Below are 16,235 nucleotides of genomic sequence, written 5' to 3'. Positions count from 1 at the left end.
CAAAAATATGGGAATTTGTTTGAAATATCTTTTTTCATGTATTACAATTAGCGCGTCATGAAAAGGAGATAATAATGAATAGCTTAAACAAATTCTTCAAACTCGAGGAAAAGGGCACGAATGTCAAAACAGAGCTTCTTGCTGGTTTAACGACTTTTTTAGCAATGGCTTATATTTTAGGTGTCAATCCTTCTGTATTGAGTGATGCGGGAATGAGTGTTCCTTCCGTATTTATGGCTACGGCCTTGTCAGCAGCTGTTGGTTCGATCTTGATGGGTCTTCTTGCCAACTATCCTGTAGGTCTAGCTTCAGGTATGGGTGTAAACGCTTTGTTCGCATATACGATTTGTGGTCAAATGGGATATAGCTGGGCGGCGGCTCTGACTGCTGTCTTCTTGAGCGGGATCATCTTCGTGATCATTTCGGTAACTGGTGTTCGTAAAATGATCATCGACGCGATCCCAGTTCAGCTCAAACTCGCCATCGGCGCTGGTATCGGTTTCTTTATCGCTTTTGTAGGTTTCAAAAATGCGGGGATCATCGTCGCTAACCCAGCAACTTTAGTTGGTTTAGGAAACTTCACAGATCCAACGGTTCTTTTAGCGATCGTCGGGATCTTGATCACGATTTTCTTGGTCGTTAAAAAAGTTCCAGCGGCCGTGTTCGTTGGAATGGTCGTTACGGCGATCATCGGGATCATCTGTGGCGCGTTAGGCATCGATGGCATGCCTGCACTTCCTACTTCAATGTCGCTTACATTCGAAATGGATGCGGCTGGCGCTTTCATGAATGGATTCTCGGAATTGTTCGCGAATCCGATGAACGCGATCGTGATCATCTTCTCGTTCTTGTTCGTCGATTTCTTCGATACAGCTGGTACGCTCGTTGCGATCGGTAACGAGATTGGTCTTGTCAACAAGCAAGGTGAATTGGAAGGTGCTGAACAAGCGCTTCTTGCCGATTCGATCGCGACCGTATTTGGTGCGGCTGTTGGTACTTCGACAGTTACGAGCTTCGTTGAATCGACTTCTGGTGTTGAAGTTGGCGGACGTACTGGTTTGACGGCTGTAACGACAGGTGTCCTCTTCGCTTTGTCGATCTTCATCGCGCCAGTGATCTTGAGCGCCATCACAAACTCTGTGACAGCGCCTGCTTTGATCATTGTTGGTGTCTTGATGGCGCAACAGCTTCGCGGTATTGAATGGAACAATATCATTTTCGCGATTTCTACATTCGTGACTGTGATTTCTATGATCTTGACGTATTCGATCTCCAACGGGATCGCGTTTGGATTTATCGCTTATGCGATTTCGATGATCGCGGCCAAGAAAACAAAAGAAATCCATATGACGGTTTGGATCTTGCTTGTGATCTTTGTGATCTACTTCGCGACTCCATATATGATGTAAGCAAAAGAGCTAGTGAATATTTCACTGGCTCTTTTTTTGTTCGTTGTCCTCACTTGTGCTAGTATAAAAGCATAAAAAAGGAGGACTTTCCTTGAAACCAATCGAAGGGATATTAGAAACTTTTCATCAAGGTTTTGGATTCATCCGAACAGAAAGTGATGGAGATGTATTTGTCGATAGCGCGTTTATCGCGGCCTATCAACTTAAAAACAATGATTTTATCATCGGTGAGGCGGAAACCGATAAAGAAGGCCGCTCCCAATATATTTTAAAAAAGATCGAATCGGTCAATCGAATCCATGTCGAAGAGATCGATATTTCCAAAGTCCAAAAAGAATTGATGGAAAAAAGAGACCGCGAACGTAAACAAGCTCGAGGCGTATTAGAGGTCATGGAAAAAGGGTTTGGTTTTCTACGGCAAGAAAACTACTTATCTGGAGAAGATGATGTCTATGTTTCAGAGTCGAAAATCAAAGCGCTCAAGCTTAAAACGGGCGATTATATCGAAGGTGTCGCTTCGCCTAAGCATTCCAACAATTCAAGAGCGCTAGAGACGGTCCATACGATCAACAATCATACGGTCAAAGAAAGTCTTGGCCGCAAACGCTTCGACCAGCTGACTCCGATCTTTCCTGATAAGAAGATCAAGATGGAAACGACCAAAACAAACTACGCAGGCAGGATCATCGATCTATTTTCTCCGATCGGCTATGGGCAGCGTGGTATGATCGTCGCGCCTCCTAAAGTCGGAAAAACGACTTTGCTTGAGACCTTTGCGCAATCGATTTTAAAAAATCATAAAGACATTTATTTGATCGTTCTTTTGATCGATGAGCGTCCAGAAGAAGTGACCGCTTTTAAAGAAATGGTCATCGAAGCGGCAGGAGAAAACAAAGATCATGTCGAGGTCGTGTATTCCACCTTCGATGAGCAGCCATCTCATCATAAGCGTGTTGCTGAAATGGCGTTAAGTCGCGCGAAATCGCTTGTCGAGTTTGGCGAGAACGTCGTCATTCTTTTGGATTCGATCACTCGTCTTTCTAGAGCGTATAATTTGATCGTTCCCTCGACTGGCAAAGTATTATCCGGGGGCCTTGATCCGAATGCTTTATACGGGCCTAAACGTTTGTTTGGGGCGGCCCGCAACCTTAGAGAAGGCGGATCTTTGACTGTGATCGCGAGCGCTTTGATCGATACAGGCAGCCGAATGGACGATATGATCTTTGAAGAATTCAAAGGAACCGGCAATATGGAATTATATTTGGATAAGTCGCTTTCTGAACGCCGCATCTTTCCAGCGATCAATATTCAAAAATCATCCACCCGACATGATGATTTATTGTTAAATAAAAAAGTGCTCGACACGCAGGAACTCATTCGTCGGGAATGGCTCTCTTCGAATCCGATCGAAGAGACGCAAACGATCTTGAAGGCGCTCAGCACGACCCAATCCAACAATGTATTGTGCACCGCTTTGATGGATTCAAAAAAGAAAGCATGAATCGATAAAGGACCAGCGTTTATTTGGCTGGTCCTATTTTGCTCGTTCTTGGAGCTTTTTCTCCTTTTGATGATAGAGTTCAACAAGCAGATCGATCGTTTCCTCCATGCTTTGTTTCGAGGTGTTGATCGTCACGTCAAAATCATCGAGTTGTCCCCATTTTTGATGTGTGTAATACTCATAATGTTTGGCGCGTTTGGCATCCGTATCGAGGACGACCTTCCTCGCCTTCGAGGCAGGGACGTTATATTCCTCGATCACGCGCTTGAGCCGATCTTCCAGCTCTCCATAGCAATATACGGAGATTTGTCCTGGATGATCTTTTAAGATAAAGTTCGAGCATCTTCCTACGATAACGGCATTATCTTTCTTAACAAGATCTTGCAAGATCGCACGTCCTTGATCGTAAGCTTGGGTGCTGAGCGAGAGTTCTGTAAGCATCTTTACATTTGTTCGAAAAGAGCCTGCTAAAGAAAACATCCCTTCCCGATTTAAATTTTCATCTTTGAAAAAATCGGAATTGACGCCCATATTTTTAGCTAAGTTCTCTAAGATGGATTTATCATAATAGGAGATTCCTAGCTTTTGGGCTAGAAGACGGCCAATTTCTTTTCCATTGGAGCCGTATTCGCGGGATATCGTAACAATGATTTTCATATCCATATTCTCTTATCCTTTAATACTTCTTATACTAGCATATTAGATTTTCGTAAAAAAGGCTTGTGCTAAAAGTTAGATACATTCGATATAATAGAGATAAAAAAGGAGGGTAAGATGAAAAAGAAGCTCGTTTTTTTAGATTTAGATGGAACGTTATGGACTCTGGATGGTATTCCAGAAAGCGCAAAGAAAGCGATCGCGCTAGCCCGAAACAACGGCCACAAAGTGTTCGCCAATACCGGGAGAACACAAAGCGAAGCCGCCAAAGAACTATATTCCATCCCATTGGATGGATATGTATTTTCGGCTGGCTCGCATATCATAGCCGATCAAAAAGAATGTTTATGCAAGCCGTTATCCATGGAACAGATCCAAGCGATCCAAGACTTTTTAGATCCACTCGATGTCGGTTATTCCCTGGAAGGAAAAGAGAGGACGTTCATGAATAAGGCGAATCAGAAATTTTTCGCCAAAGCCCAAGAAGCCAATCGAGTAGGTGTCGGTGTTTTTCCAGACTTTTCAAAAATGAAAAAAGAAGATTTTGGGCAGATCATGAAAGTTTCGGTCCACTCAAAAGATCCGATCGATTTCTCAAACCTTTCATCCTTGGGCCTTGTATTCACTCCCTTTACGATTGAAGCGGTAAAAGACTATTTTATCGGCGAGATCACGATGAAAGAATACACGAAAGGGACGGCGATCGATTTTTTAAAAAGCCACTATAAAGACTATGAAACGATGGCGTTTGGCGATTCAGAAAACGATGTGAGCATGCTTTTAGAGGCGGATATTTCTGTGGCGATGGGAAATGGAAATGAAACCGTAAAAAAAATCGCCGATCACATAACCGACGATATAAATAAAGATGGTTTATATAAAGCCTTTGAATATTATGGACTGCTAACTCGATGAGCTGTCCTTTTTTGTATCTTGATACACGCTAAGTTTTTCTACAAGCTCTTTGTTCAATTCATACATGAGTGTTTCATAATCGACTGTATTGCAGCTGACAAGCAACAAGCAGTTCGCATAGCCTTGCTGGATATTTTTTACCGTTAGCTCCCATCCAGCTTCTTGAACGACTTTAGGATTTCTCGAAACGATCGCGTCGACTTCTTTTTTGATCGAATCCATTTCAAAAGGGATGTTCACCGGAAAAACAAGCTTGATCCGCTCGATCTTGTTTTTAGAATGGTTCACGATCGATTCGGTCACCAAGTTGGAATTTGGGATCACCACAAGCTTGTTGTTGTTGGTGCGGATCGTCGTAAACATCAATTCAATGCTTGTGACCGTCCCTTTATGATCGGGCGTGGAAATAAATTCACCGACCGTAAAAGGTTTTGTCATCAAGATCTGCAAGCCTCCGGCCACATTGGCCATATTGCTTTTGAGAGCCAAGGCGATCCCAAGACCTAGAGCGGAAACTAAGGAAACGATGCTTTTGAGATTGACGCCCAACTCTTCGAGCGCCAAAATACCGGCAAGCGCAATGACTAAAATGTTCACGCAAGAAGCCAAGAAAGTCGTCGCCCCTCGATCTAACGACTTATCTGCTGTTTTCATGATCACTTTTTTGAGCTTTGGTCCTAAATAGATTCCGATTCCTACTTCGATGACAGGTAGCCAAAGGTGGTCAAGAAGCGTCCAAAGATCAATGTGGTACTTTCCGATTTCAATCATTCTATCACCCATTTTCATTATACGGCAGCTTGCTTGTTTTTTCATTTTTGAGCAAAAAAAACACACATCCTCATCATCCAGTTGTGTGCTCTTTCTTATTTTATTGGTTCGCTTCTTTGTACGTTCTGCGCTCTGGGCTCAAATTATCGACATAATAACGAATTGTAAGTGCTCCCGCAACTTTCGTGCGGATCTTAGGCTCGACAATATATGTGTCGCCTTCCAACATCGCGTTGACCATCGCTTTACAGCAGCTATTCAAATTTTTAACGCCTGGCTCACATTCATTCATAAAATCTTTTGCGTTCAATTCGATATACAACCACATCTTATCGTGGGCCTCCTGCTTTAAGGCTTGGATCTGTTGGGCATATTGTTCTTGTGTCCACTTTTCCATGTTGTGTCCTCCCTTTCCGGACTATCATACATACTTTTTAAGCGTTTGGCAAATTTATGCAAATCAACGTCGAATGTAAGCGCTTCGCCTATTTTCTAACTTGTCCATCCCCTAAAATGATGTATTTTGTGCTCGTTAAAGCCAGCAATCCCATTGGTCCTCGCGCATGTAGTTTTTGGGTGCTGATCCCTATTTCGGCCCCGAAGCCAAATTCAAATCCATCCGTAAAACGAGTCGAGGCGTTCACATAAACGCAAGCTGCGTCCACTTCCTCTAAAAACTGCTTAGCATGATCATAGTCTTTGGTCAAGATCGCTTCCGAATGTCCTGTATTATATCGATTGATATGTTCGATCGCTTCGTCGATATCGGAAACGACTTTGATCGAGATTTTCAACGCCAAATACTCTTTTCCCCAATCCGATGGCTCCGCTTCCTGAATCGAGCTCGAACAAGCTCGGGCTTTCTTGTCGCCAACGATCTCGACTTCTTTTTCAATAAGTGCTTGCGTGAGTTTTGGAAGAAGTTTTGGGGCGATCTCTTCGTGGATCACTAACGATTCTGCCGCGTTGCATACCCCTACGCGCTGAGTTTTCGCATTCAAGATGATCTCGATCGCCTTTTCGAGGTCGGCTGTCTCATCCACAAAAATATGACAGTTACCTGTTCCCGTTTCAATGACGGGGATCGTGGCGTTCATCACGACGCTTTGGATCAATCCAGCCCCACCTCTTGGGATCAATACATCGATATATTGATGCTGTTTCATCAATTCGACCGTCGCTTCTCGAGACGTCTCTTCGACCAAAAGCAAACAGTCCGGATCGATTCCTTGAACCTCTAGTGTGTGGCGGATCGAAGCGCATAGAGCTTGGATCGAATGGATCGCGTCCTTTCCGCCTTTTAAAATGACTACATTGTTTGTTTTGAAACAAAGTCCGAACGCGTCCGCGCTCACATTCGGACGCGCTTCAAAGATGATTCCAATGACTCCGATCGGTACTCTTTTCTGACCGATCATCAATCCATTAGGTCGCTTCTGCATGCGTAAGATCTCGCCGATCGGATCGGGCAAGCTGGCGATCTGTTCAAGACCTTGGGCGATTCCTTCGATCCTAGAGGCATCGAGTTTCAATCGATCCAAGAGTCCTGGATCCATGCCGTTTTCAATGCCGCGTGCCATATCGATCGTGTTCGCTTCTAAAATCGCGTCTGTATCTTGGATGAGTCCTTGAGCGACGGCAAGAAGAGCATCGTTTTTTTGTTGAGTGCCTAGCTTCATCATTCCTTTCTTGGCTTGCTGCGCTTTGATTCCTAACGTTTCTATGTATGTCATTGTTCTTCTCCTTTTGTAAATAGAGTGCCTGCGTTTTTTCCTTCCATCAAGTCATGAAGGATATGGAAATCACAGCCATTGGCGATAAGCATATCGCAGCCTTTTTCCATACAGATCCTAGCCGCGCATAGTTTGGTCGCCATTCCACCTGTGCCCACATTCGATCCCGTGCTTTCTTTGGCCATGCTCAATACTTCCGAGTCGATCGAATCGACAAATTCAATGAGTTTGGCTTCTTTATTTTGATGCGGATCATCCGTGAATAATCCATCAATATCGGAAAGCAAGATCAATAGTTCGGCGTCGATCAAAGAGGCCACCATGGCAGAAAGAGTATCGTTGTCTCCTACCTCGATTTCTTCGGTAGCGACAGTATCGTTTTCGTTGACGATCGGGATCACACCTAAAGAAAGGAGCGCGTTGAGCGTATTGCGGGCATTTTTCTTTGAGTTTGGATTTTGGATCGTAAAGTTGGTCATCAAGATTTGCGACGCTATCTGATTATATTCGGAAAATAATTTTTGATAGATCATCATCAAGCGTGCCTGTCCGATACTCGCGCAAGCTTGTTTAAGGGCGAGTTCTTGTGGCTTTTTTGAAAAGCCTAGTGTTTTCGATCCGACCATGATCGCTCCGCTCGAAACGAGCACGACTTCTTTATTTTGATTGACAAGATCGCTCAATTCACGAACGAGCACTTCGATTTTATTCAAGTCGAGATGACCGGTTTCTGGATGCGCCAAAGATGAAGAACCGATCTTTACGACTATTCTTTTTTTCTGTTTGAGTTTATTTCTGTATTTCTGATTCATGCAATCCCTCCAAATCGTGTATGACTTTTTTGATTTCATTTTGGTTGATCTTTTTCCACCCTTGGATCCATTTTCCATTCAACATTTCAAAGAGGCCTTCCATCGTCGTTTGCGAGACTCCATACATGCGTAAGATCCGTAAGGGCATTTCTTCAATCAAGTTTTTATAGATGTCTTGATCGTCTTTGAGCATTTTCTTCATGATTCCGCGAATCAGCAGCCGATAGATCCAATTGGTATCGATGAGGTCTTGGATCGTCGTATTCATCCCATATCGTTTAGGACGGATGTTTTCTTTTTCTTCATAAGCGATCAAAAAATGAAAGTCATGAAGATCCAGTTCTTTGACATAGGTGGCGTTTTGATAAGCATTAGGGACTTCTATATTGGCTCCATCGATATGTTCTTGAAAAGAAAGCTGTCTATCTCGGGAAGAAGAACCTACATAAAAGGTATAGTCTCCTTCGCGTAGGATCCATGGATCAAAATATTCTTCCAGATCTTCTCTTTCCCAAAACAGTTCGATGTGTTTCGTTTCTTGCGGCTTTAAGCTGATTTTTTTATAACGCAAAAGCTTCGGAACGGAAAAAGGAGCTGAAGAGCTTACATAAAGTTGCACGACTTCTTTCCCATCCATCTTTCCTGTATTGGTGAGATCGAAGGTGATCGAATTTCCGTTTTTTGCGCCATTTGAATAGAAGAAAGAAGTATAGGAGAGTCCATATCCAAAAGGAAAAGCGACATCGATCTTGGCGGCGTCATAGTAGCGATAGCCTGTATAGATGCTTTCGATATAGTAGGTGTTTCTTAGCGAACGCGGATACTCAAGGATCGGTATTTGCGAAAGCGAGCGAACAAATGTTTCATTTAATTTTCCGCTTGGAGAAATTTGTCCCATCAAGATCTCGGCGATAGCGCTTCCACCATAGCTTCCTAACAAGGAGGCGAACACGAGGCCTTTGATCTTTTCTAAATGGGGGAGAAGAACGGGCGATCCGCTTTCGACCACGACGATCGTATTCTCGTTCGCTTCCAAGACTCGTTCTATGAGTTTTCTCATTCCTGCTGGCAATGAAAGATCTTTTTTATCGTATCCTTCTGTTTCATAGAAAAGAGGAAGTCCAACGACGACAAGCGCCACTTGGGCTCGTTTGGCTAATTGTTCAGCCTCTTGCAGCCACACATCGTTGGTATGCCCGTTTTCATCATAGCCTTTGGCATAATAGGCGAATGGAAGAAAGTCGCATAGGCTTTCGATCGTATCCGTGTTTACATTGGAGCTGCCGGCTCCTTGATAGCGTGGATATTTCGCCATGTTTCCGATCAACGCGATCGATGAGTGGGAAGATAGAGGCAATAGGTTGTCTTCATTTTTGAGCAATACGATCGATTCTCGAGCGATTTTTTTAGCGAGCGCTTCTCGCTCGATCGTATAGGGCTGCTCTTTTTTAGCTTGCATATTTTTATGGTGGACTAAGATCTCAAGGATCGGAAGGATCCGCTGATCGAGTTCGTCTTCCTCCCATTCGCCTTCTTGGATCTTTTTTTCGACTTGATGGCATAGTTCCTTATTCATGCCTGGCATTTCGAGTGAGAGTCCATTTTTAATGCTTAAGAATCGATCGTTCACGCCTCCCCAATCGCTTATATAAAATCCTTCAAAGCCCCATTGGCGGCCTAGATCCATCAAGTCTTTATTTTCTGCGCAATAGATTCCATTGAGCTGATTGTAGGCGAGCATGATCGTGGCTGGCTGGCAGCGTTGGATCAGTTTTTCAAAAGGCCGCAAATAGATTTGAGCGAGCGCTCGATCATCGACGATCGAATTATTGATCATGCGCGCGGTTTCTTGATTGTTGCAGCAGAAATGCTTTAAAGAACAGCCGACGCCTGTAGATTGCAGGCCATTGATGAGCGCTTCGGCCATCGTTTCTGTCACATAGGGGTCTTCGCTGTAATACTCGAAATTCCTGCCTCCTAAACTGGAGCGCTTATGGTTGATGCCTGGAGTAAGCAAGATCCCGATCTCTTCATGAACACACTCTTCTCCAAGCGCTATTCCTAATTGTTCTAGCAAATTGGGATCAAAAGTCGATGCGCAAGCGGATGGACACGGATAGCAGATGGTGGGTTTGCTTGGGAGCATGCCTAAATAGTCGACTTTGCCTTCTTGTTTGCGCAATCCGCTTGGTCCATCGCTAACCATCATATCGGGAAGATGAAGGCGAGGAATGCCTTGAATATGCCAATAATCTTTTCCGGTCAATAGAGAACATTTTTCGGAAAGGCTCAATTGTTTAAGGAGTTGTTGAGCTTTTTTTCTTTCGCTTTCTGAAATAATTTTCATATCCTTTAGTATATCGTCTTTCACCTCCGTTTGCATCCGCATTTTTTTATGTCATAATAATTCTATATAAAAACATATGGAGGATATCATGAATAAAAAAGTATGTGTGGTAACGGGCGGTACACGCGGCATTGGTTTCGCGACTGTCAAAGCCTTTTTGAACGCAGGCTATCAAGTCTTTCTATACGGTTCTCGTCAAGAGACTGTGGATAAAGCGCTGGAAGCTTTAAAAGGAGAGGCTGTAGAAGGTCGGTGGACGAACTTGCAGGAAGTGGAAGCGATGAAAGCCGATTTTGAAGAGATCAAAGCGAAATATGGCAGTGTCGATGTCTTGATCAATAATGCTGGTGTTTCAGACGCGACTCCTTTGGATAAATATACAGTCGAAAATTTTGACCGTATCATGGATCTGAACGTCAAAGCCCCATTCGTATGTATCAAGGCTGTTTTGGATATTATGAAAGAACAAAAACATGGAGTGATCTTGAATACAAGCTCGATGGTTTCGTTCTTTGGTCAACCAAGCGGTGTCGCCTATCCTACGAGCAAATACGCGATCAATGGTTTGACAAAATCCCTTTCAAGAGAGCTGGGTAAATATAATATCCGTGTGAATGCGGTGGCTCCTGGAATCACGGAAACCGATATGGTCAAAAATCTTCCAAAGGAAATGATCGAACCATTAGTGAACATGATCCCGCTGCATCGGATCGGAAAACCGGAAGATATCGCCAACGCGTTCTTATTCTTGGCAAGCGAAGAAGCTAACTATATCACTGGCGCTGTTCTTCCAGTCGATGGTGGACAAGTTCAATAGAAATTACTGATAAAAAAGAACTCAATTTTGGTTTTGAGTTCTCTTTTTTTGACATTAGATTTTCTTTTGGGCCGGAAAATAAATATCGGTTTCCCATTCATCGACTGGGTAATGATTGAATCCACATTTTGTGTACAATTCAAAAGGCGCTCCTACACCTTCGTAACCATTTTGTTCCATCCACTTCACGATGGCCGCATACGCTTCTTGAAGTGTGGCATAAGCGCCTTTATGGGTCGTATGGACCATCACTCCTTCTTGGATCTTCGCGTTGGCTGCTTCAGACGCCACTTCGACGAACACTTCCACATCGCTTTTATTTCGATCAAATTCTTGATCATAATACCGGGAGCCCGTTAAGCCAAAGTCTTTGATTCCTTTTTGATATAAGTCTTCGAACAGTCGCGAATAAGCGGCTCCAAAATCAGCCACACTCATTTCTTGACGCAATCCATAAATTGAAATCGGTTGTTTTTCGACAATATTGATTTCATAGTTCCCCAAAATATTTTCGATCATATTTTCTTTCCTTTCTATACACTCGATCAAGATGCGAAGTTCGCTGATCGTTACTTCTAGATCTGTTTTTTGCTGGATCAAAGCTGTTTTCCGTTCGATCAGCTTCTCAATATGATTTGAATTCACATCCTCGAGCATTGATTTGATTTCTTCAAGCGAAAAGCCAAATCGTTTATATCGTTGGATAAAGATCATCGTATCCAGCTGGTCTGGTTCATAATATCGATACGAACTATTCGCATCGATATAAGCTGACTTCAAAATTCCGATTTGATCATATAAACGCAAGGTCTTGACACTCACTTGACAAATTCTTGAAAATTTTCCGATCGGGATCATAACTACCTCTCTTGCTTAAGCAAGCTCATCATACTCTCTCCCCTTAAGGAAGACTCAAGTCAAAAATCAAAAAAAAGCGGAAGTTGATCCTTCCACTTTACCAAGCGAGTTTTTCGACGCCATCCTCCGTTACGAGAACGGTATTTTCCCATTGAGCCGAAAGCTTTCCATCTTCCGTATAACTTGTCCATCCATTGTCGGCATCGATAAAAAGTCGATATGTTCCTTCATTGATCATAGGCTCGACCGTAAATACCATTCCAGGCGCTAAGATCATTCCTTGCCCTTTTACACCGACATGATAAACGAAGGGCTCTTCATGGAAATCGTTTCCTACGCCATGTCCTCCATAATCCACAACAACGCTATATCCATTTTTATGCGCCAGCTCTTGAATAGCCGCCCCAATATCTCCAAGATGACCCCAAGGACGAATGGCCGCGATCCCTGCCTCCATGCACTCCTTTGTCACATCGACGAGTTTTTGGGCCGCTTCGCTCACTTCTCCGATACAAAACATCCGACTCGCGTCCGCATAATGACCATGAACGATCGTCGTGCAATCGACATTGACAATATCGCCCTCCTTCAAGATGCGGTTAAAATCCGGAATTCCATGACAGACTTCATCGTTGACACTCGTACAACAACTGTTTGGAAACCCTTCATACCCTAGACAGGCGGGCGTAGCCCCGTGCTCGATCGTATAGTTATAGACAAGTTGATCGATCTCGCCTGTCGACATGCCTGCATGGATCTTTTCTTGTACGAGATCAAGAACTTCATTGTTGATCTTTGCCGCTTTGCGGATCCATTTCAAATCTTCTTTTGACTTGATCAAAGAGTGGTCAGGCACTTTTTGCTCTTGCAGTTTTAATACATTGATCGTATTGTCCCATTCTTCGTGGCAGTGTTTATATTTTTTTCCCGAACCGCACCAGCACGGTGAATTCTTGCTCAGTTTCATACTCCACCTTCTATTCTATTTCTATACTAAGCATTCGATCTTTTCCTGAAAGATCTTTATGGATTTCGATCTTGGCATTTGGAAAATAAGAAGCAGCCAAGCGACGTAAGCGTTCGCCTTGATCATACCCCATTTCAAAGGCGAGCACCGCATGTTCTTTCAATACCGCCTTTGCATGCTCAAACACGTCCCGATAAAATTTCAAACCATCTTCGCCGCCGAACAAAGCCACATGAGGCTCATAATCGACTACACTATGCTCCATTTTTTCGTGGACAGGAATATAGGGCGGATTGCACACGAGAATATCACACCGCTTTCCTCTCTCGATAAATGGTTCGAGCATGCTTCCTTCGATCCATTCGACCGACCCATGTAGTTTTTCATTGTTTTCTTTCGCCACTTCTAAAGCTTCCTTGGAAATATCCGAAGCGACGACTTTCATGCGTGGTTCTTCGAGCGAAAGCGTGATGCCGATCGCTCCTGAACCAGTCGCCACATCGAATACGTCTACAGAATCGCGATCACCAAAATGCGTATCAAATAATTGTAGGACGAGCGCGACCAATTCTTCCGTTTCTGGTCTAGGAATCAAAACATCCTTGTTCACTGTAAATGGATAGCCATAAAACCATTCATAGCCAAGCACATATCCTAATGGCGAACCAAGCTCCATTTGATGGATCCCTTCTAAATAATCGGTCGCGATCTCTTCATCGGCAGGCTCATCCATCACCATATATAAATTGATATTTTTCTGGGAACAAAGCTCAACCATCAAAAGCTGGGCAGCCTGTTCGCCTTGCCCAGCCTGGATCAGCCTTTCTTTTCCTTCACGGACCAAATCGTGATACGTGACCATTATTGTTTTTCTCCAGCTAATTTCGCTTGTTGATCGGCCAACTGCAACGCAGCCATCAAGTCATCCAAACGACCATCCATGATACGGTCGAGCTGATTGACTGTATAGCCAATTCGATGATCTGTCACCCGATTTTGCGGATAGTTATAGGTTCTGATCTTTTCGGCACGATCTCCAGAGCCGATTTTTGTACGGCGTTCCGCCTCGTTTTCTTCATCGATCTTGCGCTGATGCTCTTCATAGACTCGAGCACGGATCGTCGCGAGCGCCGTCGCCCTATTTTCATGCTGAGAGCGTCCATCTTGACATTTGACGATGATGCCTGTCGGCTTATGAATGATGCGGACGGCCGAGTCTGTTTTATTGACGTGCTGTCCTCCCGCTCCAGAAGCCCGCATCGTCTCGATTTCAAGATCGTTCATATCGATATCAAAGTCTTCTGCATCGATCTCAGGCATCGAAAGAACCGTCGCTGTTGAAGTATGAATACGTCCTTGACTTTCTGTCTTCGGCACGCGCTGCACTCGATGCGAACCCGATTCAAACTTCAAGATGCCATACGCCCCATCTCCATTGACTTTGAATGAAATGAGAGAATATCCTCCAGCTTCGCTTTCTTCCGTATCGATGACTTCCACTTTCCAGCCTTTCGCTTCCGCGTATTTCGCGTACATCCGATAAAGATCGCCCGCGAAAATATTTCCTTCATCGCCACCAGCGGCTCCCCGGATCTCGAGGATCGCGTTGTGCGAATCGTTTGGATCTTTCGGTACTAGAAGAAGTTCGAGCTTGTCGAGATATTGCTGAATGAGCGGTTCGAGACGTTCGACCTCCATTTCAGCCATTTCGCGCATCTCCTTATCGTCTTCGTGAAGAAGACTTTGCGCGTCTTCCAGTTCCGCTTTCGCGTTTTTATATTCACCATACGTGTCGACGATTGGTGTCAATTCATTTTGTTCGCGGCCTAATTTAGCCATTTCTTTTCGGTTTGAAACGATGTCGCTGCGCATCATCAATTCATTGATCTCATTATAGCGCTCAACCATCGATTCGAGCCTTTCGTCCATTTTTGCCATGTTTGCCCAGTCCTTTCCATGTTTCACTATATCATAAAATGGCAAGCAGCTCCTATCGTAAGAGCCAAAACAATCGATTTGTTCGCTTTCCGTTAGGACTGCGGTGGGAACAGCATGCTCAGATCGTTTAGTCCAACCAATGTTTCTTGTTCGCGGATCTTAAAAAACATGATCATATAAAATGGCAGATAGGTGATCTTTTCCGCGCAAAAGAGATTTGATTTTGAAAACACATAGTTGTCATCAAGATGCCATTCTTTATTTTCGATTGCTTTCGAAAGCGCTGGATGTTTTTGAAAATCATTGCCCGACTTGATCTCAAAAATATGGATCCGATTCTGATCCTGAACGACAAAATCAAGCTCACCAAGCTTTTTCTGATCATAATAAGTCAAGTCGATATTTTTTGATGCAAGTTCTTGCGCGAATACATTTTCCAAGATCGATCCATGATTGATATGGAGATTGCCTTGCAGAAGATCAAACTGTAGGTTTTTTATCGACATCGCACAAGGCAAGCCCGTATCGCATAAATACAATTTGAAGAGGTTTCGTTTTCGATTGAGATCGAGCGGAAGAATTGGCGCCATACAGTTATAGCATGGCAGAGCGACACCCGCTTTGGCAGGCCAAAGAAAACTGGATTCGAAATACGTATAGCGCGCGTTTTTCGAAATTTCCGATAGCTTGAATCGGTTATTTTTCGCATCGAGCTGAGATGGAATCTGATCAAGAATATCTCGGATCTTGATCTTGTCTTTTTTTTCGGCATATTTTGCGATATCGCTGCGATACAAATGAACAATATTATTCTGTAATTCAATACAGCGAGAAAGATCATTCGTATCTACAAACGTCTGCACGACTTCTGGCATTCCTCCGACCACGATATAATTGTAAAATGTTTTGAGAAGTGTTTCATGAATGATTTGGCTGACCGATTTTCGTTTTTCATAACAATCCTTTAAATATTCAATTGTCTCTTCCGAAATTTTCAGCGCTCATAAAAATTCTTCCAAATCCAGCGGATACATGAATTCGATTTGCTCAAAACCAACAGGATACGATCGAATTTCTTTGAACCGTACATCTAGTAACGATCCCGTTTCAATATATTCACACGTATTGTCTTCAACAAGCGCTTCGATCATTGTGCGAGCTTCCGGACATTCTTGGATTTCATCAAGAATGATCAGTGTCTGTCCCGGAATTACAGTTTTATGCGTATAACTAGTGATATTGCGCAAAATCTCCTTCGCACCATTTGCATTTTCGAAAATCCGCTTCGCATCTGGATCGAAAATAAGGTTGATTTCAATGACCTGTTCGTACCGTTTTGCACCAAAGACACGTGCTAGTGTCGATTTTCCAGTCTGTCTAGCACCAAACAAACATAGTGCTTTGGGATGGTGAGCGTTATTCTCTTTCCATCGTTCTAGAACTCTCTCCATTTTTCTCTTCAGCATGCTCTCTTTTTCCTCCAGAAATGAATTCAACGTTTTTCTCTACG

Annotated in this window: 16 protein-coding genes; 4 read left to right on the top strand and 12 right to left on the bottom strand. The window is 43.5% G+C overall.

Features of this window, described 5'->3' with window-relative positions:
• The first annotated feature begins 74 nt into the window (after positions 1-74).
• A complete protein-coding gene (locus tag BO225_RS02125) occupies positions 75-1,409 on the top strand; it encodes an NCS2 family permease (RefSeq protein ID WP_076340627.1) in 1,335 nt (444 codons plus the stop codon).
• Positions 1,410-1,500: 91 nt separating this feature from the next.
• Positions 1,501-2,910 carry a transcription termination factor Rho gene (gene rho / locus BO225_RS02115; RefSeq protein ID WP_143356733.1) on the top strand — a complete coding sequence of 470 codons (1,410 nt, stop codon included), beginning with the start codon at positions 1,501-1,503 and terminating at the stop codon, positions 2,908-2,910.
• 33 nt (positions 2,911-2,943) lie between these two features.
• Here rho and BO225_RS02110 read toward each other — a convergent pair whose 3' ends face one another.
• Entirely contained in the window at positions 2,944-3,567 is a 624-nt protein-coding gene (locus BO225_RS02110; protein ID WP_076340626.1) for a cytidylate kinase-like family protein, read from the bottom strand.
• A 117-nt stretch (positions 3,568-3,684) separates the two neighbouring features.
• Here BO225_RS02110 and BO225_RS02105 point away from each other — a divergent pair, with 117 nt between their 5' ends.
• Complete coding sequence (locus BO225_RS02105; protein WP_076340625.1) at positions 3,685-4,482, top strand: HAD-IIB family hydrolase; 798 nt, start codon at positions 3,685-3,687, stop codon at positions 4,480-4,482.
• Here BO225_RS02105 and BO225_RS02100 read toward each other — a convergent pair.
• From BO225_RS02100 to BO225_RS02080, 5 genes are all read right to left on the bottom strand, one after another.
• Positions 4,471-5,253: a mechanosensitive ion channel family protein gene (locus tag BO225_RS02100; RefSeq protein WP_076340624.1), complete on the bottom strand. Its 783-nt coding sequence runs from the start codon at positions 5,251-5,253 to the stop codon at positions 4,471-4,473. The genes BO225_RS02105 and BO225_RS02100 overlap by 12 nt on opposite strands.
• 100 nt (positions 5,254-5,353) lie before the next feature.
• The gene (locus BO225_RS02095) at positions 5,354-5,650 is read right to left on the bottom strand and encodes a hypothetical protein (protein ID WP_076340623.1); all 297 of its coding nucleotides are present in this window, start codon (positions 5,648-5,650) and stop codon (positions 5,354-5,356) included.
• Between the two features lie 88 nt (positions 5,651-5,738).
• Positions 5,739-6,986 (bottom strand): glutamate-5-semialdehyde dehydrogenase, encoded by a 1,248-nt coding sequence (locus BO225_RS02090; protein ID WP_076340622.1) that lies wholly within the window; start codon positions 6,984-6,986, stop codon positions 5,739-5,741.
• Positions 6,983-7,798: a glutamate 5-kinase gene (gene proB, locus BO225_RS02085; protein WP_076340621.1), complete on the bottom strand. Its 816-nt coding sequence runs from the start codon at positions 7,796-7,798 to the stop codon at positions 6,983-6,985. Before proB ends, BO225_RS02090 begins: the two co-directional genes overlap by 4 nt.
• On the bottom strand, positions 7,776-10,145 hold the full coding sequence (locus BO225_RS02080) for a glycoside hydrolase family 3 C-terminal domain-containing protein (RefSeq protein WP_076340620.1): 2,370 nt from the start codon (positions 10,143-10,145) through the stop codon (positions 7,776-7,778). Before BO225_RS02080 ends, proB begins: the two co-directional genes overlap by 23 nt.
• Positions 10,146-10,233: 88 nt before the next feature.
• Between BO225_RS02080 and BO225_RS02075 the strand changes: the two genes are divergently transcribed.
• The gene (locus BO225_RS02075; RefSeq protein ID WP_083632039.1) at positions 10,234-10,962 is read left to right on the top strand and encodes an SDR family NAD(P)-dependent oxidoreductase; all 729 of its coding nucleotides are present in this window, start codon (positions 10,234-10,236) and stop codon (positions 10,960-10,962) included.
• A 54-nt stretch (positions 10,963-11,016) separates the two neighbouring features.
• Here BO225_RS02075 and BO225_RS02070 read toward each other — a convergent pair whose 3' ends face one another.
• The 6 genes from BO225_RS02070 to BO225_RS12490 all read right to left on the bottom strand — a co-directional run bounded on the left by BO225_RS02070 (position 11,017) and on the right by BO225_RS12490 (position 16,191).
• On the bottom strand, positions 11,017-11,820 hold the full coding sequence (locus tag BO225_RS02070) for a MerR family transcriptional regulator (protein ID WP_076340618.1): 804 nt from the start codon (positions 11,818-11,820) through the stop codon (positions 11,017-11,019).
• Positions 11,821-11,917: 97 nt separating this feature from the next.
• On the bottom strand, positions 11,918-12,787 hold the full coding sequence (gene map, locus BO225_RS02065) for a type I methionyl aminopeptidase (protein WP_076340617.1): 870 nt from the start codon (positions 12,785-12,787) through the stop codon (positions 11,918-11,920).
• Positions 12,788-12,797: 10 nt separating this feature from the next.
• Positions 12,798-13,649, bottom strand: coding sequence for a peptide chain release factor N(5)-glutamine methyltransferase (gene prmC, locus BO225_RS02060; protein ID WP_076340616.1), 852 nt, complete (start codon positions 13,647-13,649; stop codon positions 12,798-12,800).
• Positions 13,649-14,725: a peptide chain release factor 1 gene (gene prfA / locus BO225_RS02055; RefSeq protein WP_076340615.1), complete on the bottom strand. Its 1,077-nt coding sequence runs from the start codon at positions 14,723-14,725 to the stop codon at positions 13,649-13,651. The genes prmC and prfA overlap by 1 nt, the downstream gene beginning before the upstream one ends.
• 92 nt (positions 14,726-14,817) lie before the next feature.
• Positions 14,818-15,600, bottom strand: coding sequence for a DUF4143 domain-containing protein (locus tag BO225_RS12495; RefSeq protein ID WP_198936081.1), 783 nt, complete (start codon positions 15,598-15,600; stop codon positions 14,818-14,820).
• Positions 15,601-15,726: 126 nt separating this feature from the next.
• The gene (locus tag BO225_RS12490; protein WP_198936080.1) at positions 15,727-16,191 is read right to left on the bottom strand and encodes an AAA family ATPase; all 465 of its coding nucleotides are present in this window, start codon (positions 16,189-16,191) and stop codon (positions 15,727-15,729) included.
• Positions 16,192-16,235 lie beyond the last annotated feature (44 nt).

The organism is Dubosiella newyorkensis (genome assembly GCF_001945605.1).
Taxonomy (GTDB): Bacteria; Bacillota_I; Bacilli_A; order Erysipelotrichales; family Erysipelotrichaceae; genus Dubosiella; species Dubosiella newyorkensis.
This window is presented reverse-complemented; position numbering and strand designations above follow the sequence as displayed.